The following is a 25938-nucleotide window of genomic DNA, read 5'->3' as shown; positions in this document are numbered from 1 at the left end:
CCGACTACCAGGCGGCGGAGCCGGAGGCGCTCGTCTTGTCATTCGGCAGGAGCACCCACAGCGCCAGGTAGATCAGGAACTGCGGGCCGGGGAGCAGGCACGAGACGACGAAGATGGTGCGCATCGTGTTCGCGGATATTCCGAATCGGCGCGCCAGACCGGCACAGACTCCGCCGATCCATCGTCCGTCACGGGGGCGGGCAAGGGCGCTCATGGTCTCTCCTCAGTCGTTTTCGCGGGAGGCTTTCCCGCGATGCCTCAATACTCCCGCTGAATCGAGGAGAGAACGTCGGTCCAGGGGCCGAGCCCGACCCTGGGAATTCTCGGGGTAGCCCCCTGAGAACCGGCCGGGGAGCCACCCCTGGAGCCGCCCTGGGAACCGGCCCGGGAACCGGCCCCGGCGCCCGCCACGGAGACGGAAGCCGCCCGAGACCGCCGCAGCCGGCCCCGCAGCGCCGGCACGACGGCCACGTGTGCGAGCACCACGCCGAGGGTGTTCAGCAGCACCGAGTCGACATCGACCACCTGCCCCGGCACCACGGTCTGGAGCATCTCCACGCCCACCGACACCAGCGCGCCCGCGGCGGCCGTCCGGGCCAGCGAGGACCACGCGGCCAGCGGCGACAGCTCGACTCGCCCGCTGACCAGCGGCAGCAGGACCCCGATCGGGGCCAGCAGGGCCAGCGCCCCGCCGATCCGCCGGGCCGCTTCCAGGGGCCCGGCCGACAGGTCGGCCCGGATCCCGTCCAGCGGGGTCAGATTGGGCGCGGCCGCCCAGGGCACGTCCAGCGGGCGCAGCATCAGCCAGCCGACGAGCAGGAGGTGAGCGGCCAGCAGGACCGCGGCGAGGAGCCGGGTCCGCGGGTGAATAGCGGCGTTGCCGCTGCCCTTGAGACGGTGCACACCTGAAGGGACGCGCCGCGCGGTGCCCGCGGTTCCGGAGGAAAGCGCCGGTCAGCCCGTGGCGAGCAGCACGATCAGGATCAGCGCGCCGATCACGGCGGGCGCGATGATCTCGTACGACCAGGTCACCTTCACGCTGCCCTGGGCGCCGGAGCGCGAGGCCCCGCGCTCGTGCATCTCGCGCAGTTCGTCCACGGTGCGGTCCGCCGCGGCCCGCCGCACCTCGTCCGGCTGCGTCCCGCCGTCCCCGGGCGCGGTCATGCTCCGCCCCATGAGCCCGCCGAGCCGGCTGGGCCGGCCGCCCTGCTGGGCCCGGTTCGCCCGCTTGCGCTCCCGCAGGGACACGGGCACCGACCACAGCTGGTACTTCGAGCCCTCGGCCAGCACCTCGGCGGAGAACGTGGCGCGCACGGAGTCGACGGCGGCCCAGGGGAGCTCGATGATCCGGAACGGGTTCCGCACGCGCAGCCGGTCGGCGTTGGCGAAGACGGCCGGCCGGATCGTGAACGCCACGACGAGCGGCGCGAGCAGCAGCGCGACGGCGAGGGCGATCCACGGAGTGTTCCCGCCGCCCCGCACGACCGTGTCCCCGCAGAGCCACCCGATCAGCGCGAGCATCAGGACGCCGGTGACCGTGGCCATGGGTGAGCGGTAGACGTGGTCTGCGTACGCCGGCTCGTCAGTGGGCTGCTCGCTGCTCATGGCCCGATTCTGCCTCACGCCGTCTCAGCCCACGAGATCGGCATACAGGATGATGTTGTCGGGCCGGTGGCCGTCCTTGATCTCGCCGCCGCAGGTGATCAGGCGCAGCTCGGGGCGCGGGGTGTTCCCGTACACCTTGTCGGTGGGGAAGTGCCTCTTGTCGACCTGCTCCAGCTCGCGGACCCGGAAGACGGCGGCGGCGCCGTCCGCCCGGGTGACCGTGATCTCGTCGCCGGTGCGCACGCGGGACACGTCGCGCAGCACGGCCGGGCCGCGCGCGGTGTCGAAGTGGCCGATCAGCACGGCCGGACCGGTCTCGCCGGGCGTGACGCCGCCGGTGTACCAGCCGATCTTGTCCCCGTCCGCCACGGAGGGCACCTGCACCGAGCCGTCGGCGGCCAGCCCGAGCCGCAGCACCGGCGAGGTGTCCACCCCGGCCGAGGGGATCCGCACCCGGACCGGTTCGGAGGCGGCCAGGGGGCCCCCGCCTCCGCCCGCGCCTCCGCAGCCGGTCAGCAGTACGCCGCCGGCGGCGAGCGCGGCGATCAGCCTGCCGTACGTTCTCCTGCGGCCCCCATGGAGCTTCATTCCGTCTCCCTTGAACGTCATCGGTGCTGGATGTGACGTTCGGGAAGGGGAGTTGGACCACTCGATGGCGTTGCGAACGGGTATCGAACCGACAACGGCCGCGCGCGGGGGCGGCGGTGCCGGGACGCGGACTGGGCCAGTAGAGTGATCGCCCGTGGCATCACGACCGTTGAACGAGATCGTCGAGCCGGGCTGGGCCCGCGCTCTGGAGCCGGTGGCGACGCAGATCGCCGCCATGGGCGACTTCCTGCGCGCGGAGATCGCGGCGGGCCGGACCTACGTCCCGGCCGGAGCGAACGTCCTGCGTGCGTTCCAGCAGCCCTTCGACGAGGTGAAGGTGCTGATCGTCGGGCAGGACCCGTACCCGACACCGGGGCACGCGATCGGCCTCTCCTTCTCGGTGGCGCCCGAAGTGAGCCCGTGGCCACCGAGCCTGGACAACATCTTCCGCGAGCTGCACGCCGACCTCGGGACGGGCCGGCCCCGGAGCGGGGATCTGACCCCGTGGACCCGGCAGGGCGTCCTGCTGCTCAACCGCTCGCTCACCACGGCCCCGCGCAAGCCCAACGCCCACCGCGGCAAGGGCTGGGAGGCCGTGACCGAGCAGGCCATCCGCGCGCTCGCGGCGCGCGGGAAGCCCTTGGTGTCGGTGTTGTGGGGGCGCGAGGCCCGCAATCTGCGGCCGCTGCTGGGCGAGCTGCCGGCCGTGGAGTCGGTGCACCCCTCCCCCATGTCCGCGGACAACGGGTTCTTCGGCTCCAGGCCGTTCAGCAGGACCAACGACCTGCTGGTCCGCCAGGGCGCGCAGCCCGTGGACTGGCGGCTGCCCGCCGCCGGTTGACCGGTCGGGTGACCGGGCGGGTGACCGGGCGGGCCGCCTGGGTGACCGAACGGTTGAAGCGTATACGACATTCCTTGGATAAATACGGACAGATGCCGCCCGATAAGGCCCTGCCCGAACACCCGGTTCCGATAAGCCAGTAGCATGCGGCGCCATGAGCTCCCCCACTGGGCCCGCAAATGGCCTGCCCGTACGAATGCCGCGACCCCGCCAGACCGGACGGCACCGCCGGCCCGAGCCCGCGGTGGCGCCCGAGGGCGCGCCCGCGCTGGTGCTCGCCGTGCCCGGTGCCCCTTCGGCCTCCTCGTTGGGGCTCGCGGAAGAGATCATCAGCATCGGCCGGTCCGAGCTGCCCGGCCTGGACGCGCGCGTCGGTTTCCTCGACGGTGACGACGCCACCGAGTTCCCGTCCCTGTCGGGCGTGCTGACCGCCGTCGCGCGGGACCGTGCCGCACGCGCGGAGTTCGCCCGCGCCGCCGGGCACGAGGTGCCCGCGCCGACCGGACCCGACGCCGTGGTCGTGCCCCTGCTGGCCGGCCCCGACGGGGACCTGCTGCGCCGCATGCGCCAGGCCCTGATGGACTCCTCGGCCGCCGCCGAGCTGGCCGACGCGCTCGGCCCGCACCCGCTGCTCGCCGAGGGCCTGCACGTGCGGCTCTCCGAGGCCGGGCTCGCCCGCGCCGACCGGGCCCGGCTCTTCAGCGTGACCACGGCCGCCGACGGCATCGTCCTGGGCACCACCGGTGGCGAGGAGGCCGTCAAGGCCGCCGGGATCACCGGCATGCTGCTGGCCGCCCGCCTCGCGGTGCCGGTCATGGCCGCCGCGCTGGACGAGGAGGGCTCGGTGGCCGCCACGGCCGACCAGCTGCGCCGCGAGGGCTCCACCCAGCTGGCGCTGGCCCCTTACCTGATCGGCCCGGAGGCGACCGAGGGGCTCCTCGACACCGCCTGCAAGGAGGCCGGCTGCGGCGCCGCCGAGGTGCTCGGCGCCTATCCCGCGCTCGGCAAGCTCGCCGTCGCGCAGTACTCCGCGGCCCTCGGCATCCCGCAGGGCGCCGCCCACTGACGCCCGCCCGCTCATGCCGTACGCATCGGCCCGCGCCCGGGAGTTCCGGGGCGCGGGCCGATGCGCGCGTACGGGGCCGGACCCGGGGCCGGGACCGGTCCCGGCCTCAGCCGAAGACCACGCAGGTGGCGGCGGGGACAGCCACCGAGCCGGCCCGGCGCGGCTGCCCGGTCAGCTGGTCCACGTCGAACCAGGTGACGTCCCCGGAGCGCTCGTTGGCCGCGTAGAGCCTGCGCCCCGACGGGTCGGCGGCGAGGTCGCGCGGCCAGCTGCCCCCGCACGGCACGGTGCCCGTGAGCTCCGGCTTCTCGGCGCCGCCGGCGAGGGAGAGGGTGGCGATGGTGTCGGCGCCGCGGACGGCGGCCCACACGAAACGGCCGTCGGGCGAGGCCACGACCGCCGAGGGGTAGGCCGCTCCGGCCCCTGGAGCGCCCGTGGAGGCGACCGGAACCTCGGCGACCGGTTGGAGCTCGCCGGACTCCGCGTTCCAGCGGCAGACGGTCAGCTGCGGATCCAGCTCGTGCAGTACGTAGACCACCGCGCCCAGTGGGTGGAAGGCGAGGTGCCGGGGGCCGGTCCCGGCGCGCAGGGCGGTCTCGGCGTGCACGCGCAGCGCCCCGGTGGCCGGGTCGAGCGCGCAGACCCGTACCGAGTCGGTGCCGAGGTCGACGCTGAGCACCCAGCGGCCGGTGGGGTCGGGCAGCACCTGGTGGGCGTGCGGGCCCCGTTGCCGGCCGGTGTCGGGGCCCGAGCCGTGGTGGGCCAGTACGGAGGCCGGCCCGTGGACGGAGCCGTCGGCGGCGAGCGGGAGGCTACTGACGCTGCCGGAGGTGTAGTTGGCGGTCAGCAGCCGGCGCCCGGCCACGCTGAGGTGGGTGGGGCCGGCGCCGCCGACGCGGACGGCGGCGCCGAGGGCGGTCAGTCCCCCGTCGGTGGTCCGGAAGGCTCCCACCGCGCCGCGTTCGGTCTCGCTCACGGCGTAGAGCACGCCGGCGCCCGGGTCGTGGGCGAGGTACGAGGGGTCCGCGACGGCGTCCGTGGCCGAGAGCGGGGTCAGCGCTCCGGTGGCCGGATCCACGGCCGCGGTGGTGACACCGCGGCCGCCCCCCGAGGTGAACGAGCCGATCCAGGCCCGGTGTCCGCCGCCGGGGGGCGTGCGGTCCGTGCCGCCCCCACCACTGTTCGCGTCGCCCACGGGAGACCCCTCTCAGCCGTTCCGGATCCTCCCCCAGCTACCGCTGGGAGGTGCCCCCTGGGAGCGACGGTAACAGAAGGGTCTAGACCAAGTCCCGTCCCTGGGCCCGTTCCTGCGCGCCGGGATGGTGAACGTACGCCGTCGCGCTCGGGTTGTCCTCGAACGTGCGGTGGAACACCGGGGTGGCCGAACCGGAGATCGGCGGCACGATCCAGGACCAGTCCGCGCCCACGTCGCGCCCCTTGCGCTCCTCCTTCTCCACGTGGGTCAGGAACCGCCTGGACTCGGTGTGGTGGTCGGCGATGGTGACCTTGGCCCGGTCGAAGGAGTGCAGCACCGCGCGGTTGAGCTCGACGAGCGCGCGGTCCTTCCAGAGCGAGCGGTCGCTGGCGGTGTCGAGGCCCATGCGCCGGGCGACGGCCGGCAGGAGGTTGTAGCGGTCGGTGTCGGCGAGGTTGCGGGCGCCGATCTCGGTGCCCATGTACCAGCCGTTGAAGGGGGCAGCCGGATAGTGGATGCCGCCGATCTCCAGGCACATGTTGGAGATCGCGGGTACCGCGTGCCAGCGCAGGCCCCAGTCCGTCCAGCCGTCCCCGCCGTCCGTCCCGTCGGGGTGCTCGATGGGCACCTCCAGTACGGCGTCCGCCGGGACGTCGAACCATCGGGGTTTGTCGTCGACCCCCTGGACGACCAGCGGGAGGAGGTCGAAGGGGGTGCCGGCGCCGCGGGACCAGCCCAGCTCGAGGAGCGCGCTGGTGAGCGGGGCGTTGCGGGCGTCGCCGACGGTTATGGAGGGGTGGTCCCCGTAGCCCGCGTAGCGGACCAGCTGCTCGCTCCAGATCACCGGTCCGGGACGGTCCGGGGCGTCGGGGGCGAAGACCGTGATGGTGGGCCGGACCCGGCCGCCGTTGGTGGCCTCCCGCAGGTGCTCGAAGCACTCGTCGGCGATCTCCCCCGCGTCGGTGAGCCCGCGGCGGTCGCGGACCCTCAGCGAGTTCCAGTACAGCCTGCCTATGCAGCGGTTGCTGTTGCGCCAGGCCACTCGGGCGCCGTGCACCAGCTCCTCGGGAGTGTGCCGGTACGTGCCCGTGTCGGCCAGCTCGGCCCGCACGGCGGCGAGCCGCTCGCGCGGATCACCCGCGTCCGGATTCTCCCGGTGGAACAGGCGGATGAACTCCTCGGCCGCTTCCCACACCTGAGCGGTGGTGGAGCGCTGTTGAAGTATTTCCATTCCGGGCGGTTACCCCCTGTCCGACCAGATCCACCCCGCGTGACATGAAGGGGCCATGCCGGATGAATGTGCAATGAACAATCACCCGTTGTACAGGCCGCAGGTCAGCGCTGTGCGGGAGGCGAGCCCGGAACACTCCTCCGTGTGATCTTCACCGGTATGACTGCGGACGGAGCGCGGCGCGGCGTACCATCCGCCCGTCTTCCCGCTCTCCCTCCCGCTCGTGGCCGCGGGCCCCCGACCCCACGTCGCGCGGTCCGCCGCGCCCTTCGGTCAGGCGCCGACCAGCGGGGAGCGCGAGGGGCTGCGCAGGGGTCCGTCGAGCTGGGCCAGGAGCCGCTCCAGGCCGTGCAGATGCGCCAGCGCGGGCTCGGCCGCGGGCCGCCCGGGGCCCGCCGCGGCCGTCTGCCGGTCCGCCGAACCGCGTTCGGCTTCCGCTTCCGGCGGGAGCAGCGCCTCGACGGCCGCCTCGACCCGCCAGCAGGCCGCCGCGAGCCGGGCGTCGTGGCTGGCGTCCGGGTCCGCGGCCACCGAGACGAGCCCGCGCACCTCGACGGCGCATTCGTCGAGCAGCGCCAGCACGCGGCGGGCCCTGGCCTTGCGCCCGCGGTAGGGGCTGAGCGGATGGACCAGCGGGGCCAGCGAGAGCCTGACGCGGCCCAGGCAGAGCTCCAGCTCCGCGGCGTGCGGGGCGGGGTCGGCGACGGGTGAGCCGGCGAGCCGCGCGGCGGCCTCGGCCGTGCAGGTGCGCACGCAGCGCAGCGCGCGCCGGATCCACAGGTCGTTCGTCGCGTGGGTGGTGACCGGCAGGACCAGGACCACGGCGAGCGCGGCGCACACCGCGCCGACGGCCGTCTCCTCCAGGCGCAGCACGAGCAGGCCGGGGTCGAGCACGCCCAGCAGTCCGTAGAGCAGGCCCGCCATCACGGTGACCGCCAGCATCATCCAGCTGTAGGAGACGGCGGCGGTGTAGAAGATCGCGAAGACGCACACGGCCACGAGGGCGGCCGTGGGCGCGGGCGCCCCGTGCAGCGGGATGGCGATCAGGAGGCCCGCGCCGATCCCGATCACCGTGCCGAGGACCCGGCGGAAGCCGCGGACCAGCGTCTCGCCGCGCGAAGCGGTGTTGACGAAGATCCACCAGGCGGTGCCGACCGCCCAGTACCAGCGGTCCTCGGAGAGCACTTGGCCCACGGACAGCGCGACGGCGCAGGCGGCGGTGGCCTGGAAGGCCTGCCGGGTGGTCGGCCGGGCCAGCCCCGTACCGGGCGGCGCGGGCGGGGCGGCCGGGGGCGGGGTGCGCTTCTCGATCGGCCACAGTACGAAGCGCACCGCTCCGGCCGAGAGCAGCGCCAGTCCGACGGCCGCGTACAGCTCGGGCAGTTGCCCGGGCCGGGCGTGCAGGAACTGGGTGATGAAGAAGTTCATGAAGGCGAAGATGCCGAGGGCGTGCCCCCGTGCTCCCCACCGCCGCGCGTAGACGCCGGCGAACACGACGGCCACGAAGGCCGCGTCGCGGGCCAACGGCGCCCCGTGCAGGGTGGTGGCCAGGGCCAGGACGGGGAAGCCGGCGGCCGGGAGCAGGACGGTGGTGATCCGCTGGGCGCGCACGGTCGCGTCGGTGACCGTGAAGAGGGCCAGCAGGGCGGCCAGTCCGCCGGTGATCGACGCGACGAGCGAGAGCCCGCAGAGCTCGGCCGCCAGCACGGCGAGGGCGACGCCGATGACGGCCCGGGACGAGTTCCTGAGTCTTGCCCGCCCCGGATCCGGAGCCACGAACATCCTCTTCACGGCGGTGTGCCGCCCCCCTTGCGATGGAACACGCCGGACCGCCTGTCGCCCGGGGGTGGTGGGCGGCGAAGGGCACGGCGAAGGCGCCACGGTCCGGAGCGGCTTCGTTGCCGTCCGGCGCTGCGTGGCGCCGTAGATACATGGATAAGACACAGATAACCATCCGGAGGCCTGTTGGCTCAACTCTCCGCTCATGGGGTGGGCCATTGGCACAGTCCGGCCTCGCGATCTTCGGCCAGTGGATGCCACTGGACCAGGCCGGCGCGGGACAGCGCGCGAAGGGTGGCCGCGGCCTCCGCTACGGTCTCGGGCCCTGCTCGGTCGGGACGCACAGGACCGGGACCGGGGAGAGGTGCAGGAGCTTGTGCGGGGTGGAGCCGAGGAGGGCGCCGCGGATCGGGCTGTCGCCCCAGCTGCCGACGATGATCACCCGCGCCTGGTGGCGCTCGGCGGCGTCGAGGAGGGCCTGGGCCGGCTTCTCGTCCACGACCTCGACCGTGGACGGGACCCCCGCCTCGTCGGCGGCCTCGACGGCCCGGGCGAGCGCGCTGCGGCCGGCCTCGCGGACGGCCTCGCGGTGCGCGCGGTACTCCTCGCCCGTGGAGCCCGGCGCGGCGGCCCCGTAGACGAGGACGAGCGGCTCGCCGAAGGCGGTGGCCACCTCCAGGGCGACCCGCAGGGCGCGCTCGGCGCCGGGCGACTCGTCGTAGCCGAGGACGACGGACATCGGGGCTCCTCCCCCTCAGGGCTTCTTGATCGCGTGGACGAGGTCCGGGTCGGCGACACTGCGCCGCTCCTGCCAGAAGCGGCCGTCGCGGACCCGCCAGAAGCACATCACCAGCACGCCCACGACGGCGATGCCGATCCCGATGACCAGCGGCGGTCCGAGGCCGAACCAGGAGACCCCGCTCGCCGAGTTCGACGGGTCCGACATGTCGGCGACGGACTCCACCAGCAGCCAGGCCAGCAGAACGGCGCCCAGGACCGGCCCCAGACCGATCAGCAGGAAGTTGTGCACGCTCTCCAGCAGGTGGCGGCGGTAGTAGACGGCGCAGGCCAGGCCGGTGAGCGCGTAGTAGAAGGCGATGAGCAGGGAGAGGGCGGTCAGCGAGTCCAGGAGCGCGTTCTCGCTGATCTGGTTGACGACGAGGTACCAGGCGATGGCGATGGCGGCCACCCACCAGGTGCTCACGTCCGGGGTCCGGAACCTGGGGTGGATGTGCGCGAGGTGCGGCGGCAGCGCGTGCCGGCGGGCCATGGACAGGGCGGTGCGGGACGCGGGGATGATCGTGGTCTGGGTGGAGGCGAGGGCGGAGGTGCAGACGGCCAGGAGGACGATCCAGTCCCAGCCGCCCATGACCTCGTGCGCGAGGACGGCGAACACGGCCTCCTCCTCGCCCGCGTTCTGGGCGAGGAACTCCGTCCCGGCGTAGCCGACGACCGCGAAGCCGACGGACAGGTACGTCACCAGGAGCACGACGGTGGACCAGATGCCGGCCTTGCCCGGTGCGGTGGCGGAGTCCTCGACCTCCTCGGTGAGGTTGACCGCCGATTCCCAACCCCAGTAGATGAAGACGCCGAGCAGCAGCCCGCCGGTGAGGGCCGCCCCGCCCGCGCCGAAGGGGTTGAGCCATTCGAGGGCGGGCCTGGTCCCGTCGAGGCTGCTGGTGCCGGCGTAGACGCGGTAGAGGGCGACGACGGAGAAGACCAGCAGGAAGAACACCTGGGCGAGGATCAGCACGTCCTGGAGGCGGGCCGACATCTCGGTGCCGATGACGCAGACGGCCGTCATGGCCAGGATCACGACCACGGTCAGGCCCTGGCGGATCAGCTCGTTGGCGGCCCAGCCGTCGAGGCCGGCGGCGAGCAGGCCGAAGTGGACGGCCACGTCCGCGAGCGAGCCGATGACCAGGACGCCGGTCATCGCGATGGCCCAGCCGCCGAGCCAGCCGGCCCAGGGGCCCATGGCGCGCGTGACCCACGAGAACGTCGTCCCGCAGTCCTGGTCGACCTTGTTGAGGTAGTAGAAGGCGGCGGCGATCAGCAGCATCGGCACGAAGGAGGCCAGCATGACGCCCGGCGCGTAGATGCCGGCGAGCGCGACGATAGGCCCGATGACCGCGGCCAGGGAGTAGGCGGGGGAGGTCGAGTTCAAACCGATGACGAGCGCGTCGAGGAAGCCGATCGCGTTGGCTTTGAGCCCCGCTTCCGCTTCCGCGCCGGCGCCCGCGCCCGCATCTTCCTGGGCCATGTACGCATCGTCACGCAGACCGGGTCGGCGCGCGAGGCGGGGCGCGCTCGGTGCGTCCCGGGGGACGTCTGAGGAGATGTCTCAGGGGATGTCTCAGGGGCGGGTGTTCCAGCCGGCGACGACCGGGAGGCCGTGCTCCGTGGACAGCCGGCTGAAGGTGCCCGTACGGAGCAGGAAGAGCCGTCCGGCCTCGGGCGGAAGACCGAGGTAGCGGGCGGTCAGCACCCGCAGCAGGTGCGCGTGGGCGACCAGGACGACATTCCCCGCGTCCGCGCGCAGTACGTCGGCCGCCCGGGCCAGTACCCGGTCCGCGCGGGCGCCGACCTGGGCGGCGTTCTCGCCGGGGTGGTCCTCGTCGCCGGGCGGTACCCCGTCGGTCCACAGCGACCAGCCGGGGCGCCCGCGCAGGATCTCGGCGGTGGTGATCCCCTCGTAGCCGCCGTAGTCCCATTCGTACAGGTCGGGGTCGGTGACGCCGCCGCTCAGCCCGGCCAGCCGGGCGGTCGCGGCGGCCCGGCGCAGCGGGCTGGTCAGCACCAGGGCCGGGTGGCGGTCCTGGAAGTACGGGGCCAGCGAGATGGCCTCCTCGACCCCGCGCGCGTTCAGCGGTACGTCGGTGCGCCCGGTGTGCCGCCCGGTCGCGCTCCAGGCCGTCTCGCCGTGCCTCACCAGCAGCAGGTCGCTCACCCTGCGGACCCTAGTGCCTGCGGCATGTCGGCGCCGGGCGGGCGGGCCGGACCTGTCACTGTCTGGCCTCATGAACCTGGGTGCCCGTCCGCCGCGACCGCCGCTGACCGTCCTGTTCCTGGTGCTGACCGGTGTCACCGGGCTGATCGAGGCGGTCAGCCTGCTGGCGCTCGGGCCCGTCTTCACGGCGATGCAGACGGGCAACGTGCTGTTCCTGGCCTTCGGGGTGGCCCACGCGGGCCCGGTGCCCGCGCTGGCACCCGCCGTCTCGCTGACCGCGTTCGCCCTCGGAGCGGTGTGCGGGGCCCGCCTGGAGGCCTTCACGGAGGACCGGGGCCGACGCTGGTTCGTGACCGGGCTGTCGGCCGAGGCGGTGCTGCTCCTGTCGGCCGCGGCCGCCGGATGGGGGGTGGCGCCGCGCTTCGGGGCTCCGACGGGCCGCCAACTGGTCGTCTCCGCGCTCCTGTCACTGGCGATGGGGATGCGGAACGTGACGAGCCTGCGGGTGAACCTGCCCGGGGTGCCGACCACCCTGGTGACCCGCTCCATGACGGCCTTCCTCGGCGGTTCGGCCATCGGCCGGGACCGGGCCTTCGGATACGGAACGGTGGCCTGGCGGCGCCCGGTGTTGTCGGTCGCGTCGATGTTCGCGGGCGGCCTGGCCGGGGCGCTGCTCGTGCGGACCGGGTGGGCCGTGGGGTGGCTGCTGCTGCCCGCCGGCGTGCTGGTGCTGGCCGTGGCGCTGGTCCACCTGTCGCAACCGACGCTGCACACCGGTTCGGGCGGTGCGGCGGGCTGACGTCGGGGAAATCGATGCGCAAGCGATGCAAGTTGGCCGGGGCGTCCGCTCTCGCGAGGCTCGGGGCATGGACGACCAGGACGACGAGCGGCCCGTCGCATCCACCGAACCGGGGTCCGGCGCGCCGGCCGACACACGCGTCGCGGCGGGTTTCGCGGCCGGCGACGAGGAGTGCGTGGCCGCGGTCTACCGCCGCTGGCGGCCGCTGGTGCACGCGCTCGCCCGGCGCTCGCTCGGCGACGAGCGGGAGGCCGAGGACGTGACGCAGCAGGTCTTCCTCGCCGCCTGGCGGGGCCGCCGCGGCTACCGGCCCGGACCGGGCGGCTTCGGGGCGTGGCTGACCGGCATCACCCGGCACAAGGTGGCCGACGCCCTGGAGGCGCGGACCCGGCGGGCCCGGGCGGCCGAGGCCGCCGCGCGCGTCTGCGCCCAGGCCCGGTGCGAGGCGGAGCCGGGGCCGGAGCGGGCCGTGGAGCGGGTGCTGGTGCTCGGTGAGCTGGCCCGGCTGCCGTCGGCGCAGCAGCGGGTGCTGCGGCTCGCCTTCTACGCGGACCTGACCCAGTCGCAGATCGCGGACCGCACCGGGCTCCCGCCCGGCACCGTCAAGAGCCATATGCGGCGGGCGCTCCACGTCCTGCGGCAGTCGATGGAAACCGGCCCGCCGCAACCGCTTCGATGACGGCCACCCCCGAGCGGAGCCCGAACAGCCGCTCGGTGCGCGGGAGCGGCGCGGCGGACGCGGACGCGGACGCCGATCCGGCGGACCAGCCCGGCCCGGCGAGCAGCAGCGCCGAGTGTCCCCGGGCGCCGCGCGGCCCCCACTCGATGCCCGCGACCGACCTGGCCAGGGACGCGTCCGCGGTCGTACGGGACTGCGCCCACAGGACGACGGCCCGCGGGCCGGTCCGCCGCACGGCCTCGTGCAGGGCGTCCGAGGGCAGGGCCGGGCCGAACATCCGGACCGGCAGGGCCCGTTCGCCGAGGGCCGCGGTCAACGCCTCCATCGGCAGGCTGTGCTGCTCCCCCGGCGCGCAGGCCAGGAGCACGGGCGGGGCCGGGAGGCGCTCCGGAGCGGGGCGGATCCGGCGCAGGGCGGAGGAGACGTGCCAGGACAGCAGGTGCTCCACTTCGACGTAACGCTCCCCGGCGGAGGCCCACTTGCGGCCGACCGCGTGCAGGGTCGGCGCGATGACCTCCTCCCAGGCGGTGAGCAGGCCCAGCTCCGCGAGGGTCGCGGCCAGCAGGTCCTCCACGGCGGGCGCGTCCAGTCGTACGGCGGCCCGCGCGAGCCCCCGGCACTCCGGGCGGACGTCCCCGAGGCGCAGCGCACGGGGCCCGCCCGGTGTGGCGGCGCCCGACGGCCCGGCGGGGGCGGCGGCCGGCGTGCCCCGCGCGACCCGGGCGGCTTCGGACGGGGGCACGCCCTGGGCGGTGAGGCGGCACATCAGCTCCAGGCGGGCGACGTCCCCGGGGGTCCAGCGCCGGTGCCGGCCGTCTTCGCGGCGGGCCGGGCCGAGGGCGTAGCGCCGCTCCCACGAGCGCAGCGTGGTCGGGGAGACCCCGAGGTGCCGGGCGACGGCTCCGGTGGCGAGCGCGGCGGGCGGGGGCTGCGGGGGTTCGGGCTCCACCCGTCCACCGTACGGCGCGGCGGGGCCGGGGGCCGTCATCCCGACCGGCCCCTGCGAAAGCGGTCGAGGCCGTCGGCGAGTTCGACCACCGGGTCGGGGTAGTCGTAGCGGGCCCGCTCCAGTCCCTCCAGCCGCCAGGGCTCGTGCACGCGCGGCGCGGGGAGTCCGGCGAGCTCGGGGACCCAGCGGTGCACGTAGGCGCCGGTGGGGTCGTAACGCAGGCCCTGGCGGACCGGGTTGAGGACCCGGTTGGGGCGGGAGTCGGTGCCCGTGCCCGCCACCCATTGCCAGTTGAGCTGGTTGTTGGCGAGGTCCCCGTCCACGAGGAGGTCCATGAAGTGGCGGGCGCCGACGCGCCAGTCGACGTACAGGGTCTTGGCGAGGAAGCTCGCGGCGAGCAGCCGGCCCCGGTTGTGCATCCAGCCCTCGTGGGCCAGTTGGCGCATGGCCGCGTCGACCACCGGGTAGCCGGTGCGGCCGTCCTTCCAGGCCTGGACCTCTTCGTCGGCGGCGGGTCCGGTGCGCCACCGGTCGTGGCGGGGACGGTAGTCCCGGGCGGCCGCGCCGGGCCGGGCGGCGAGCACCTGGTGGTGGAAGTCGCGCCAGCACAACTGGCGTACGAAGGCGTCCGCGCCGGGCCCGCCGGCCGCGCGGGCCCGGTGGACGGCCTCGGTGGCCGACAGCGTGCCGAAGTGCAGGTGCGGGGAGAGCCGGGAGGTGGCGTCCCCGGCGAGGTCGTCGTGCGTCTCGGCGTAGCGGGAGATGCCGGAGCGCAGCCAGCCGGCCAGCAGCCGGCGCGCCTCGTGCTCGCCGCCGGGGGCGAGGCCCGGGGAGGTGTCGGGGACGGCGGCGCGCTCGGGCAGCGGCTCCGAGGAGACGGCGGCCGGTACCCGGATCGCGCGCGGGGCCGGGGCGGCGGCGCGCAGCGGCTGCTGCTCCCAGCGGCGGTGGTAGGGGGTGAAGACGGCGAAGTGGTCGGAGCGGCCGGCCGGGAGGACGGCTCCGGGGGCCACGGCGGTGATCACGGCGTCGTGCACGTAGAGCCGCCGGCCTTCGGCTTCGAGGGCGGCCCGCAGCCTCTCCTCGCGGGCGTGGGCGAAGGTGCTGACACCGGCGGCCATGTGCACCTCGTCGGCGTCGGCCTGCCGTACGAGGGCGGCGGTCGCGGCGACGGTGTCGCCGGAGCGGACGACGAGGCGGCCGCCCCGGGCGCGCAGACCCGCGTCGAGGTCGGCGAGGCAGTCGGCGAGGAAGGCCAGCCGGTTGGGCGGCGCCGCGACCGCGGGGTCGCGCACGAAGAGCGGGACCACCCGGCCGCAGGAGGACAGGGCGGCGCGCATCGGCGGATGGTCGTGCAGCCGCAAGTCGGACGTGTAGAGGACCACCGCGACGTTCATGGGGCTCGCTCCGCAGAGGGGTGGGGGACGGTTCTTCACAAGTGATTCGCCCGCGGCCCCCGGCCCGGATGCGATCCGGGCCGTCTCGTCCGGGTGCCGTCTCGTCCGGGCCGTCTCGTCCGGATGCCGGCCCTCGCGCGGTGTCGCCTTGCGCGGTGTCGCCTTGCGCGGTGCCGGCTCCTACGGGGTGTCCGCGTGGCGCTCCGCCGCGCGGGCGATGTTGCGGGCCATGCCGCCGAAGACGACGGCGTGGAACGGGGACACGCTCCACCAGTACAGGTGGCCCAGCAGGCCGCGCGGGTGGAACAGCGCCCGCTGCCGGTAGCGGGAGCCCGCGCCCGCCGGGGACGGCGGGTCCGCGTGGAGTTCGAGCCAGGCCAGTCCGGGCAGCCGCATCTCCGCGCGCAGGCGCAGCAGCCGGCCCGGGACGATCTCCTCGACCCGCCAGAAGTCGAGGGAGTCCCCCACGCGCAGCCGGTCCGCGTCGCGGCGCCCGCGGCGGATGCCGACCCCGCCGACGAGCCGGTCCAGCCAGCCCCGTACGGCCCAGGCCAGGGGGAAGGAGTACCAGCCGTTCTCCCCGCCGATGCCTTCCACCACCCGCCACAGCGCTTCGGGCGGGGCGTCGACGGCGAGCTCCCGCCGGTCGGTGTAGAGGCTGCCGCCCGCCCAGTCGGGGTCGGTGGGCAGCGGGTCGCTCGGTGCTCCCGGCACCGAGGCCGAGGACCAGCGGGTGGTCACCTTGGCCTCCCGGATCCGCTGGAGTGCCAGCGCGAGCGCCTCGTCGAGGCCGATGGGGGCGCCCGGCGGGTCCGGGACGTGCGCGGCGATGTCGTGCTCGGCGCAGACCACCTCGTGCCGCAGGGATTCGGCGAGCGGGCGGGCCAGCGCCCTCGGCACGGGGGTGACGAGGCCGATCCAGTGGCTGGACAGGCGGGGGGTCAGCATCGGCACCCTCAGGATGAGGCGCGGGGGCAGCCCGGCGACGGCGGCGTAGCGGCGCATCATCTGCTCGTACGTGACCACGTCGGGCCCGCCGATGTCGAAGGCCCGGTCGACCTCGGGCGCCATGCCCGCGCTGCCGACGAGGTAGCGCAGCACGTCGCGGACGGCGATGGGCTGGCAGCGGGTGCCGACCCAGCTGGGGGTGACCATGACGGGCAGCCGCTCGGTCAGGTAGCGGAGCATCTCGAAGGAGGCCGAGCCCGATCCGATCACGACGGCCGCGCGCAGGACGGTCGCCGGGACGGCTCCGGCGAGGAAGATCTCGCCGACTTCGGCGCGGGAGCGCAGGTGCGGGGAGAGGGCGCGGCCGGGGACGGCGGCGGGGGTGAGTCCGCCGAGGTAGACGATGCGGCGGACCCCGGCGGCACGGGCCTGCTCCGCGAAGGTCCGGGCGGCGTCCCGGTCGCGTTCCTCGAAGCCGGGTCCGGCGCCCAGGGCGTGCACGAGGTAGTAGGCGACGTCGATGCCGGACATCGCGGCGGCCACGGACCGCGGATCGGTGACGTCGCCACGGACCACCTCGGCGCGTCCGGCCCAGGGGTGGTCGCGCAGCTTCTCCGGAGCGCGGGCCAGGCAGCGGACGCGGTGTCCGGCGTCGAGGAGTTCCGGCACCAGTCGGCCGCCGATATAGCCGGTGGCTCCGGTGACCAGGCAGTTCTTGCCCGTCATGGCTCTCTCCGCTCCTCGTGGCCCGCCCCGTGCCGATTGTGCCCCCGCGCTTCCCCTTCCCCGGGGCGCGCCGCACCGGATGCGGGATTCCGCCGTTCGGCACATCCAAGACCCCCCTCGGCTCCGAAGGAGGAGTGAGCGAGGGAGGAACACGATGACCGGACGAGGACGGCCGCGGCCGCGGCCGCGTACGGCCGTGATCGGCGGGGGCGTTTCGGGGCTGACGGCGGCGTACGTGCTGGCGCGCTCGCACGAGGTGACCCTGTACGAGGCGGAGGACCGGCTGGGCGGGCACGCCCACACCCACGAGCTGAAGGGGTCGGACGGGCGGGTGCGGGCGGTGGATTCCGGGTTCATCGTCCACAACGACCGGACCTACCCGCATCTGCTGCGGCTCTTCGACGAGCTGGGGGTGGCCACCCGGCCGACGACGATGAGCCTGTCCGTGCTGTGCGAGGGGTGCGGGCTCCAGTACGCGGGGGCGCGCGGGCCGCGCGGGCTGTTCGCCCGGCCCCGGTCCGCCGTGAACCCGGCGTACCTGCGGATGCTGGCACAGATCCCGGTGTTCCACCGGCGGGCGCGGAGGCTGCTGGCCGGCGCGGACCCGGCGTACCGCGCGGCGGCGGCGGACCCCCCGGACCCCGCGGACCCCGCGGACCCCGCGGACCCGGCCGCCGCCGCGCGCTCCGCGCACGGGGATCCGTACGAGCCGACGCTGGCCGAGTTCCTGCGGCGGGGCCGCTTCGGGCCCTACTTCACCGCGCACTTCGCGATCCCGCTGGTGGCCTCGGTGTGGTCGTGCCCGCCGGACACGGCGCTGGCGCACCCCGCGCGGTACCTGTTCCGCTTCCTGGAGCACCACGGACTGCTGTCGGTGGGCGGCTCTCCGCGCTGGCGTACGGTCGAGGGCGGCTCGGCGCGCTACGTGGAGCGGGTGCGCGAGCGGCTGGACACCGTGTACGCGGCGGCGCCGGTGCGCCGGATCGCGCGCGGCGCGGGCAGCGTGGCCGTGACCACCGCGGGCGGGGCGACCGGCCTGTACGACTCGGTGGTCCTCGCCGTCCACGCCGATCAGGCGCTGCGCCTGCTGGCCGATCCGACGGACCGGGAACGGGCCGTGCTGGGCGCCTTCGGCTACTCCCGCAACCGGACCGTCCTGCACACGGACGCCTCGGTGCTGCCGAGTGCGCCGGGGGCGCGGGGCTGCTGGAACTACCGGCTGTCGGGGTGCCGTCCGGACGACGCGCACGTCCGGGTCAGCTACGACATGAACCGGCTCCAGGGGCTGGACGGGCCGGAGCGGTACGTCGTCTCGCTGAACGCCGGCGACCGGGTGCGGCCGGGGCTGGTGCTGGCCGAGATGGACTACGAACACCCCGTCCACACCGTGGAGTCGGTGGCGGCGCAGCGGCTGCTGCCGGCGCTGTCGGGGCCCGTGACGGCCTTCGCCGGCGCGTACCACGGGTGGGGTTTCCACGAGGACGGCTGCCGCTCGGGCGTGGAGGCGGCCGCCGCGCTGGGGGTGGGGTGGTGACGGCGCCCTGCCTCTACGAGGCCGACATCCGGCACGTCCGCTCGGGTCGCGGCCGCCACCGGCTGCGCCACCGCACGTACGTGTGGCTGGTGGATCTGGACGGACTGCCGCGGCTGCCCCGGCTGTTGCGCCCGCTCGCCCGTTTCGACGCGCGGGACCACTTCGGGGGCGGCGCGCCCTCGATCAGGGCGGGGCTCGACTCCTTCCTCGCGGCGCGCGGAGCGGGCCTGCCGCCCGGCTCGCGGGTGGTGATGCTGGCGCACGCCCGCGTGCTGGGCCACGTCTTCAACCCGCTGAGCGTGTACTGGTGCCACGGCCCGGACGGCTCCCTGCGCCACGTGGTCGCCGAGGTGCACAACACGTACGGCGAGCGCCACTGCTACCTGCTCTCCCCGGAGACCGCCCGCGCGCGGGGCCCGCGGGACGGCCCGGGGCCCGGTGGCGGCGCCGGTACCCCCAAGGAGTTCCACGTCTCGCCCTTCCTGGCCGTGGAGGGCGAGTACCGGATGCGGCTGCCGGAACCGGGCGAGCGCCTCGCCCTGAGCGTCCGGCTGGCGGGCACGTCGGACGGGACCGGGCTGACCGCGACCGTGCGCGGCGTGCGCCGCCCCGCCGGAGCCCGCGGGGTGCTGCGCGCCGCGCTGCGCCATCCCTGGTCCACGGCCGCCGTCTCCGTGGCGATCCGCGTCCACGGCATCCGTCTGTGGCTGCGCGGTCTGCCGGTGCGGCCGCGTCCCCGACACGTCCCCCAGGAGGGCCTGAAGTGACCACCGTGAACTCCCCGACCGCCCTCATCGCCCCGGCCGTGCCGCCCTGCTCCCGGACCAGGGCCGCCGTCGGGCGGCTGCTGATCCGCCGGGCCCTGGACCGGCTGCCGCTCCAGGTCCGGATGGGGCCCGACGGCACCCTGGGGCGGGGCGGTCCGGCGATGGCGGTCCACGACCCGGCCGCCTTCGAGCGCCGGATCGCGGCCGAGGGTCTGATCGGCTTCGGCGAGTCGTACCTGGCCGGGGAGTGGGACGCCCGCGACCCGGTCGCCGTGCTGACGGTACTGGCCGGGCACGTGACGGCGCTGGTCCCGGCTCCGCTGCAGCGGCTGCGCGGCTTGTGGGCGGCGCGCCACCCGGCGGCGGACCGCAACACCCCGGACGGCTCGCGGACGAACGTCCGGCGCCACTACGACCTGTCGAACGAGCTCTTCGCGCAGTTCCTCGACCCGACGATGACCTACTCCTCCGCGGTGTTCCGCTCCTTGCCCGCCGGGCCCGACCAGCTCGCCGAGGCCCAGCAGCGCAAGATCGACATGCTGCTGGACCTGGCGGGCGTCGGACCCGGGACCCGTCTCCTGGAGATCGGCACGGGCTGGGGCGAGCTGGCCGTCCGGGCCGCCCGGCGCGGGGCCCGCGTCCTGACCCTGACCCTCTCGCGCGAGCAGCGGGAGCTGGCCCTGCGCCGGATCGCCGCCGCCGGGCTCACGGACCGCGTCGAGGTGCGGCTCTGCGACTACCGGGAGGCCGAGGGGCGCTACGACGCCATCGTGAGCGTCGAGATGATCGAGGCGGTCGGCGCCGAGTACTGGCCGGTGTACTTCGCCACGCTGGACCGGCTGCTGGCACCGGGCGGGCGGGTCGCGCTCCAGGCGATCACCATGCCGCACGAGCGGATGCTGGCCACGAGGGACACGTACACCTGGATCCACAAGTACATCTTCCCCGGCGGGATGCTGCCGTCGGTGCGGGTGGTGGAGGAGATGGCGCGGCGGCACACGGGGCTGCGCGTGACCCGGTGCGAGGCCTACGGGGGCCACTACGCGCAGACGCTGCGCCTGTGGCGGGAGCGGTTCGCCGAGCGGGCCGACCGGGTGGCCGCGCTGGGCTTCGACGAGACGTTCCGGCGGATGTGGACCTTCTACCTGGCGTACTGCGAGGCGGGATTCGCCTCGGGGTACCTGGACGTGCACCAGTTCCAGCTGTCGGCCGCGGTGGGCGGTCCGCGGTGAACTGGGGCTCCTTCGGCCTGAACCTGGCCGTCTCGGCGGGCGCCGCCCTCGCCGTCATGCTGGCCGCCTTCGCGGTCGGGGTCCGCCTCGGCAGGCACCGCGGGGTGGACGTGGCGTGGGGCCTGGGCTTCGCCGCCGTCGCGGTCGCCACGTACGCCGTCTCGGGCGGCCGGCACCCGCTGCCGGCCGCCATGGCGGTGGTGTGGGGGCTGCGGCTCGCCGGGCACATCGCGTGGCGCGGCCGGGGACACGGCGAGGACCCGCGCTACGAGCGGATGCTCGCGCGCGCCCCCGGGAACCGGAACCGGTACGCGCTGCGGATGGTCTACCTGCTCCAGGCGGCCCTGGTCTGGTTGGTCTCGCTGCCCGTGCAGGCGGCGGCGTACGCGACCGGGGAGCCCGGCGCCCTGGCGGCGGCGGGCACGGCCCTGTGGCTGGGCGGGCTGCTCTTCGAGGCGGTGGGGGACCACCAGCTCGCCCGGTTCAAGGCGGACCCCGCGAACCGGGGGCGGATCATGGACCGCGGCCTGTGGGCGTGGACCCGGCACCCGAACTACTTCGGCGACTTCTGCGTGTGGTGGGGCCTGTCCCTGGCCGCCTGGACCTCCGGCGGCGCGCTGGCGGTCTCGGTGGTCTCCCCCCTCGTGATGTCGTACCTGCTGATCGCCGGCAGCGGCAAGCGGCTGCTGGAGCGGCACATGGCGGACCGACCGGGGTACGCGGACTACCGGGAGCGCACCAGCGGCTTCCTGCCTCGGCCGCCACGGCGCCGGGCCGGTCCACCGGCCTCTCCACCCGCCCGTTGATAGGGTCGCGGGCATGGCGGTGGACGAGCTCGACACACGGATCCTGCGCCTGCTGATCGAGCAGCCGCGCACCAGCGTCCGGGAGTACGCCCGGATCCTCGGCGTCGCGCGCGGCACCCTCCAGGCCCGGATCGAGCGGCTGGAGCGCACCGGCGTGATCACCGCGACCGGGCCCGTCCTCTCCCCCGCGGCGCTCGGCCACCCGGTGCTGGCCTTCGTGCACATCGAGGTCACCCAGGGGCACCTGGACGAGGTCGGTGACGCGCTGGCCTCGGTGCCGGAGATCATCGAGGCCTTCTCCATCACCGGCGGCGGGGACCTGCTGACCCGGGTGGCCGCCCGGGACAACGCGCATCTGGAGGACGTCATCCAGCGGCTGATCCGGCTCCCGGGGGTGGTCCGCACCCGGACCGAGGTCGCGCTGCGCGAGCGGGTGGCGCACCGGCTGCTCCCGCTGGTCGAGTCCGTGGGACGAGCCGCGCGCAAACCCTGACAAGATGGTCGGGACAGGCACAAGACAGGCACCGGCAGGACGGGCACAGCGGATGATCTCCGTCATATTCGATCTCGACGGCACCCTCGTGGACAGCGAGCCGAACTACTACGAGTCCGGGCGGCGCACCCTGGAGCGCCACGGGGTCCCCGATTTCACCTGGGAGCAGCACTCCCGGTACATCGGCATCGGCACCCTGGAGACGCTGGAGATCCTGCGGGACGCCCACGGCATCGAGGCCCCGGTGGAACAGCTGCTGGCCGAGCAGAACGCCGCCTACCTGGAGCTGGCCCGCACCCACACCCCCGCCTATCCGGAGATGCGCCGGTTCGTCGAGCGGCTGCACGCCGACGGGGTTCCGATGGCGGTGGCCTCCGGGTCCTCGCTGGAGGCGATCGACGCGGTCCTGTCCGGCACCGGGCTGGACGCGCTGCTGACCACGGTGGTCTCCGCCGAGGAGGTGGCGCAGGGCAAGCCCGCCCCGGACGTGTTCCTGGAGGCGGCGCGGCGCCTGGGCGCGGAGCCCGCCGACTGCGTGGTCGTCGAGGACGCGGCGCCGGGCGCGCTGGCCGCCCGCGCGGCGGGCATGCGGTGCGTGGCGGTCCCGTACGTGGCGGCCACCGCCGACGATCCGGCCTTCGCCTCCGCCGGGCTCCTCTTCCCCTCCGGCCAGCCGGAGTTCAGCGCGGACACCGCGTACGGCTGGCTGGCGGAGCCCCGGGCGGCCTGACTGCCGCGCAGCCCTTGCGCGTTGAGGCCGCCGGAGCTCAGGCGCCGCCGGGGCTCCGGGGCCGCCGGGCTCTGGCGCCGCCGGGGCTCTGGCGCCCTGGAGGCCGCGCTGTCACCATGCCGTGGTGACCGCCACCCAGCTGCCTCCGGGCGCCGAGCGCGGACCGCGCCGGTGGCCCCTGGTCGGGAACCTCCCCGCCTTCGCCCGCGATCCGCTGGCCTTCTTCGAGTCGCTGCGCGACGACTACGGGGACTGGGTGCCCTGGGCGCTCGGCCCCCAGCGCAACGTGCTGGTCTCCCTTCCCGAGCACGCGGGCGAGCTGCTCGGCGCCGTCGAATCCACCTTCGACCCCACCGAACTGGGCTGGGCGTTCCGCCAGTTGCTCGGCAACGGCGTGGTCGTGGCCACTGGTGAGGACTGGCGGCGCAAGCGGGCGCTGGTCCAGCCCTCGGTGCGCCCGCGCCAAGTGCGCGCGTACGCGGCCACGATGGTGGAGTGCGCCGACGCGCTGGTCTCCGGCTGGGCCGAAGGCGAGCGGATCGACGTGCACAGGGAGATGGCCGGGCTGACCCAGCGGATCGCGGTGCGCACCCTGTTCGGAAGCGACGCCGCCGGCCGGGAGGAGCCCATCAGCGCGGCCATGGCCATCGCGCAGCGGGAACTCAGCGCCGAGTTCCGCGGGGTGACCCTGTTCCTGCCGCCGTGGGTGCGCACTCCGGGCCGGCGGCGGATGCGGGCGGCCGTGGCCGTCCTCGACCGGGAGATCGAGCACGTCATCCAGGAGCACGAGGCGGCCTCGGCGGCCGGCGAGGAGCGCGAGGACCTGCTGAGCCGGCTGCTCGCGGCCCGCGACGAGAACGGCGGGCCGCTGTCGCGCACGGAGCTGCGCGACGAGTCGATCACCCTCTACATCGGCGGCCACGAGACCACTTCGACCACCCTGACCTGGGCCTGGCAGCTGCTCTCGGGGGCGCCCGAGGCGCGCGAGCGGCTGACGGAGGAGCTGGATCGGGTGCTGGGCGACCGGCTGCCGACGTACGAGGACTACGCGCGGCTGCCCTGGACGCAGCAGGTGGTCAAGGAGGCGCTGCGGATCTATCCGCCGATCTGGCTGATCTCCGCGGTGGCGAAGGAGGGTGCGACGCTCGGCGGCCGCCCGGTGCCGGCCGGCCTGTCGGTGTGGGCGAGCCCGTGGTCGATGCACCGGGACGCGCGCTGGTTCCCCGAGCCGGAGGCCTTCCTCCCCGAGCGGTGGGACGCGAACGCCCCGCAGCCGGTGCCGGAGCACGCCTGGTTCCCCTTCGGCGGCGGCCCGCGCGCCTGTCTGGGCGCCCGCTTCGCCCTGGTCGAGGCGGCCCTCGTACTGGCCGTCGTGGCCCGGCGCTTCCACCTCGACAGCGGCCCCGGCCGCGCGAAGGTCCTCCCGGGGCTGACCCTCCAGCCGATCGGCCCGGTCCTGGCGACGCTGCGCGCGCCCGGGAAGTAGGGCGTCCCGACAAGGGAGACCGGAGTCCCAGTGAGCGAGACGCCATTGACCCGGAGCGGGCGGCTGGCTAGGTTTCGCCGCATGTTGCGTTCAGCTCTGCTCACCACGCGCGGTCACATCGACCTGCTGCGGGTGGCTTCCGCCGCGTGTTGTCGCGGCTGCTGACGCCCTTTCCCCCTTTCGGGTCGCGTCCCTTCACGTCACGAGCGCTCCGCGCTCCCCTTTCGCACGCCCTGAAGCCCTGAGGCCCTGAGGCCCTGAGGCCTTCCGGTCATTCCCCGTACCTCCGCACCTCCGCACCTCCGCGGGGTCGGCCGGGGCGTTCGACCGGGTGCGTGCGCCGCCTCCCGCCCCTCTCCCCTTCCGTGGAGCACTCATGAGCGTCACCAGCCATGCACCGTCGGACATATCGGTTAAAGCACCATCCAGTCAGCCGATCGAAGCCCGATCCGGGTCCGCCGCCGAGACCGGCACCCGCGGCGCCCCCGCCCTCGTGCCCGTCGTACCGGCCTCCGCGCGGCGGCGGTCCGCGCCCCGCTGGACACGGCGCACCATCGGGCCGCTGCTGCTGCTCGCGCTGTGGCAACTGGCCAGCAGCTTCGGGGTGTTGCCCGTCGACACCCTGGCTCCCCCGCTGACCATCGCGAAGGCCGGGGCCGATCTGATCGGGGACGGAACGCTGCCCGCCGCCATGGGCGTGTCCCTGCAGCGCGTGGCGATCGGCCTGGTCCTGGGCGGGACGGTGGGCACGGTACTGGCGCTGCTGTCCGGGCTGTCCCGGCTCGGCGAGGACCTGATCGACGCGAGCGTGCAGATGCTGCGCACGGTGCCGTGGGTCGGCCTCATTCCGCTGTTCATCATCTGGATGGGCATCGGAGAGGCGCCGAAGGTGGCGCTCATCGCCCTCGGCACGGCATTCCACCTGTACCTGAACGTGTACGCCGGCATTCGCGGGGTCGACGAGCAACTCATCGAAGCGGGCGGGGCGTTGGGGCTCGGCCGCTGGGGTCTGGTCCGGCACGTGGTACTGCCGGGGGCGCTGCCCGGGTTCATGACCGGGCTGCGGTACTCCCTCGCCACGGCCTGGCTCGCCCTCGTCTTCGGGGAGTCCATCAACGCCGACGCCGGGATCGGGTTCCTGATGAACCAGGCGCGCGAGTTCTTCCGTACCGACGTGATCGTCGTGTGCCTCGTCGTCTACGCCTTCCTCGGCCTCACCGCCGACCTCGTCGTCCGCGCTCTCGAAAGGCTGCTGCTGCAATGGCGACCGACCTTCACCGGGAAGTGATCCCGGACACCGCCGTCACGGTCGCGGGGCTCACCCGGGCCTTCGACGGACGGCCCGTCATCGACGGGCTCGATCTGACCCTGCGGGCCGGGGAGTTCACCGCGCTGCTGGGCCGCAGCGGCTGCGGCAAGTCCACGCTGCTGCGGGTACTGGCCGGGCTGGACCGGGAGATCGAGGGCCGGGTGCTCGTCCCCGAGCGCCGGGCGGTGGCCTTCCAGGCGCCCCGGCTGATGCCGTGGAAGCGGGTGTGGCGCAACGTGCTGCTCGGTCTGCCCGGCCGCCCCGAACGCGAGGTCGCGGAACGGGCCTTGGCGGAGGTCGGGCTGGAACACCGCACCGACGCCTGGCCCAAGACCCTGTCCGGCGGCGAGGCGCAGCGGGCCTCACTGGCCCGCGCCCTGGTGCGCGAGCCCGATCTGCTGCTGCTGGACGAGCCGTTCGGTGCGCTGGACGCCCTGACCCGGATCAAGGCCCAGCAGCTCGTCGCCGAACTGTGGCAGCGGCGCGGCTGCGCGGTGCTGCTGGTCACCCACGACGTCGACGAGGCGCTGCTGCTGGCCGACCGCGTGCTCGTCATGGACGAGGGCCGCATCGCCTACGACACCGAGGTGGGGCTGGAGCGGCCGTCGTCCATGACCAGCACGCGGTCGGTCAGCAGCAGCGCCCCGGCGACGTTGTGGGTGACCAGCAGCACCGCGCAGCCGCGCGGCTTCCACAGATCGGCGACGAGCTGCTGGGCCTTGATCCGGGTCAGGGCGGCCAGCGCCCCGAACGGCGCGTCCAGCAGCAGCACACCGGGCCTGCGCACACGGGCGCGGGTCAGTGAGGCCCGCTGCGCCGCGCCGCCCG

At 74.7% G+C, this 25938-nt stretch carries 27 protein-coding genes and 1 pseudogene; 13 read left to right on the top strand and 15 right to left on the bottom strand.

Features of this window, described 5'->3' with window-relative positions; genetic code table 11:
• Window positions 1-4: 4 nt before the first annotated feature.
• The 4 genes from DRB96_RS20150 to DRB96_RS20135 all read right to left on the bottom strand — a co-directional run bounded on the left by DRB96_RS20150 (window position 5) and on the right by DRB96_RS20135 (window position 2193).
• On the bottom strand, window positions 5-214 hold the full coding sequence (locus DRB96_RS20150) for a PspC domain-containing protein (protein WP_112449704.1): 210 nt from the start codon (window positions 212-214) through the stop codon (window positions 5-7).
• 44 nt (window positions 215-258) lie between these two features.
• Window positions 259-870: a VanZ family protein gene (locus DRB96_RS20145; protein ID WP_275432081.1), complete on the bottom strand. Its 612-nt coding sequence runs from the start codon at window positions 868-870 to the stop codon at window positions 259-261.
• Between the two features lie 84 nt (window positions 871-954).
• Window positions 955-1605, bottom strand: a complete 651-nt coding sequence (locus DRB96_RS20140) for a PH domain-containing protein (protein WP_112449702.1) — start codon at window positions 1603-1605, stop codon at window positions 955-957.
• A gap of 24 nt (window positions 1606-1629) precedes the next feature.
• The gene (locus DRB96_RS20135) at window positions 1630-2193 is read right to left on the bottom strand and encodes a class F sortase (protein WP_112449701.1); all 564 of its coding nucleotides are present in this window, start codon (window positions 2191-2193) and stop codon (window positions 1630-1632) included.
• A 154-nt stretch (window positions 2194-2347) separates the two neighbouring features.
• On the opposite strand from DRB96_RS20135, the gene DRB96_RS20130 reads away from it, so the two are divergent.
• Both DRB96_RS20130 and DRB96_RS20125 read left to right on the top strand, forming a co-directional pair.
• A complete protein-coding gene (locus DRB96_RS20130) occupies window positions 2348-3034 on the top strand; it encodes a uracil-DNA glycosylase (protein WP_112449700.1) in 687 nt (228 codons plus the stop codon).
• Between the two features lie 154 nt (window positions 3035-3188).
• Window positions 3189-4100, top strand: a complete 912-nt coding sequence (locus DRB96_RS20125; RefSeq protein ID WP_112449699.1) for a hypothetical protein — start codon at window positions 3189-3191, stop codon at window positions 4098-4100.
• A gap of 106 nt (window positions 4101-4206) precedes the next feature.
• Here DRB96_RS20125 and DRB96_RS20120 read toward each other — a convergent pair whose 3' ends face one another.
• The 6 genes from DRB96_RS20120 to DRB96_RS20095 form a co-directional block, all read right to left on the bottom strand.
• Window positions 4207-5295, bottom strand: coding sequence for a lactonase family protein (locus DRB96_RS20120; RefSeq protein WP_112449698.1), 1089 nt, complete (start codon window positions 5293-5295; stop codon window positions 4207-4209).
• Between the two features lie 82 nt (window positions 5296-5377).
• Window positions 5378-6526 (bottom strand): nitric oxide synthase oxygenase, encoded by a 1149-nt coding sequence (locus tag DRB96_RS20115; protein WP_112449697.1) that lies wholly within the window; start codon window positions 6524-6526, stop codon window positions 5378-5380.
• Window positions 6527-6799: 273 nt separating this feature from the next.
• Window positions 6800-8308: an FUSC family protein gene (locus DRB96_RS20110; protein ID WP_112449696.1), complete on the bottom strand. Its 1509-nt coding sequence runs from the start codon at window positions 8306-8308 to the stop codon at window positions 6800-6802.
• Window positions 8309-8615: 307 nt separating this feature from the next.
• On the bottom strand, window positions 8616-9044 hold the full coding sequence (locus tag DRB96_RS20105) for a universal stress protein (protein WP_112449695.1): 429 nt from the start codon (window positions 9042-9044) through the stop codon (window positions 8616-8618).
• Between the two features lie 15 nt (window positions 9045-9059).
• Complete coding sequence (locus DRB96_RS20100) at window positions 9060-10568, bottom strand: APC family permease (protein ID WP_112449694.1); 1509 nt, start codon at window positions 10566-10568, stop codon at window positions 9060-9062.
• Between the two features lie 93 nt (window positions 10569-10661).
• Entirely contained in the window at window positions 10662-11255 is a 594-nt protein-coding gene (locus DRB96_RS20095; protein WP_112449693.1) for a histidine phosphatase family protein, read from the bottom strand.
• 70 nt (window positions 11256-11325) lie between these two features.
• Here DRB96_RS20095 and DRB96_RS20090 point away from each other — a divergent pair, with 70 nt between their 5' ends.
• Window positions 11326-12054: a YoaK family protein gene (locus DRB96_RS20090; protein WP_112449692.1), complete on the top strand. Its 729-nt coding sequence runs from the start codon at window positions 11326-11328 to the stop codon at window positions 12052-12054.
• A gap of 67 nt (window positions 12055-12121) precedes the next feature.
• A complete protein-coding gene (locus DRB96_RS20085; protein ID WP_112449691.1) occupies window positions 12122-12733 on the top strand; it encodes a sigma-70 family RNA polymerase sigma factor in 612 nt (203 codons plus the stop codon).
• On the opposite strand, the gene DRB96_RS20080 is transcribed toward DRB96_RS20085, so the two are convergent.
• From DRB96_RS20080 to DRB96_RS20070, 3 genes are all read right to left on the bottom strand, one after another.
• A complete protein-coding gene (locus DRB96_RS20080) occupies window positions 12657-13682 on the bottom strand; it encodes a MerR family transcriptional regulator (RefSeq protein WP_239517746.1) in 1026 nt (341 codons plus the stop codon). The two genes, DRB96_RS20085 and DRB96_RS20080, sit on opposite strands and share 77 nt — an antisense overlap.
• 35 nt (window positions 13683-13717) lie before the next feature.
• Window positions 13718-15079 (bottom strand): deoxyribodipyrimidine photo-lyase, encoded by a 1362-nt coding sequence (locus tag DRB96_RS20075; RefSeq protein ID WP_112449689.1) that lies wholly within the window; start codon window positions 15077-15079, stop codon window positions 13718-13720.
• Window positions 15080-15259: 180 nt separating this feature from the next.
• A complete protein-coding gene (locus DRB96_RS20070; RefSeq protein WP_112449688.1) occupies window positions 15260-16753 on the bottom strand; it encodes an SDR family oxidoreductase in 1494 nt (497 codons plus the stop codon).
• 154 nt (window positions 16754-16907) lie between these two features.
• Here DRB96_RS20070 and DRB96_RS20065 point away from each other — a divergent pair, with 154 nt between their 5' ends.
• From DRB96_RS20065 to DRB96_RS20030, 9 genes are all read left to right on the top strand, one after another.
• Window positions 16908-18287, top strand: coding sequence for an FAD-dependent oxidoreductase (locus tag DRB96_RS20065; protein WP_112449687.1), 1380 nt, complete (start codon window positions 16908-16910; stop codon window positions 18285-18287).
• Window positions 18284-19054: a DUF1365 domain-containing protein gene (locus DRB96_RS20060; RefSeq protein WP_239516248.1), complete on the top strand. Its 771-nt coding sequence runs from the start codon at window positions 18284-18286 to the stop codon at window positions 19052-19054. Before DRB96_RS20065 ends, DRB96_RS20060 begins: the two co-directional genes overlap by 4 nt.
• The gene (locus tag DRB96_RS20055) at window positions 19051-20286 is read left to right on the top strand and encodes a cyclopropane-fatty-acyl-phospholipid synthase family protein (RefSeq protein ID WP_239516247.1); all 1236 of its coding nucleotides are present in this window, start codon (window positions 19051-19053) and stop codon (window positions 20284-20286) included. The genes DRB96_RS20060 and DRB96_RS20055 overlap by 4 nt, the downstream gene beginning before the upstream one ends.
• Window positions 20287-20342: 56 nt before the next feature.
• Entirely contained in the window at window positions 20343-21092 is a 750-nt protein-coding gene (locus DRB96_RS20050; RefSeq protein ID WP_112453583.1) for a DUF1295 domain-containing protein, read from the top strand.
• 13 nt (window positions 21093-21105) lie between these two features.
• Window positions 21106-21585 (top strand): Lrp/AsnC family transcriptional regulator, encoded by a 480-nt coding sequence (locus DRB96_RS20045; RefSeq protein WP_112449685.1) that lies wholly within the window; start codon window positions 21106-21108, stop codon window positions 21583-21585.
• A 52-nt stretch (window positions 21586-21637) separates the two neighbouring features.
• Complete coding sequence (locus tag DRB96_RS20040; RefSeq protein ID WP_112449684.1) at window positions 21638-22315, top strand: HAD family phosphatase; 678 nt, start codon at window positions 21638-21640, stop codon at window positions 22313-22315.
• Between the two features lie 124 nt (window positions 22316-22439).
• Entirely contained in the window at window positions 22440-23801 is a 1362-nt protein-coding gene (locus tag DRB96_RS20035) for a cytochrome P450 (protein WP_239516246.1), read from the top strand.
• An 81-nt stretch (window positions 23802-23882) separates the two neighbouring features.
• Window positions 23883-23966, top strand: coding sequence for a putative leader peptide (locus tag DRB96_RS46300; RefSeq protein ID WP_343234701.1), 84 nt, complete (start codon window positions 23883-23885; stop codon window positions 23964-23966).
• Between the two features lie 211 nt (window positions 23967-24177).
• Entirely contained in the window at window positions 24178-25089 is a 912-nt protein-coding gene (locus tag DRB96_RS20030) for an ABC transporter permease (protein ID WP_112449682.1), read from the top strand.
• A gap of 383 nt (window positions 25090-25472) precedes the next feature.
• Here DRB96_RS20030 and DRB96_RS43095 read toward each other — a convergent pair whose 3' ends face one another.
• A complete protein-coding gene (locus DRB96_RS43095; protein ID WP_162689081.1) occupies window positions 25473-25622 on the bottom strand; it encodes a hypothetical protein in 150 nt (49 codons plus the stop codon).
• Window positions 25623-25711: 89 nt separating this feature from the next.
• A pseudogene (locus DRB96_RS20020) lies at window positions 25712-25936 on the bottom strand (sulfonate ABC transporter ATP-binding protein); the annotation flags it as partial.
• Between the last annotated feature and the right edge of the window lie 2 nt (window positions 25937-25938).

It is taken from the genome of Streptomyces sp. ICC1 (assembly GCF_003287935.1).
Lineage (GTDB): Bacteria > Actinomycetota > Actinomycetes > Streptomycetales > Streptomycetaceae > Streptomyces > Streptomyces tritrimontium.
The sequence above is the reverse complement of the archived record's forward strand: the minus strand, read 5'-3'. Positions and strand labels throughout refer to the sequence as shown.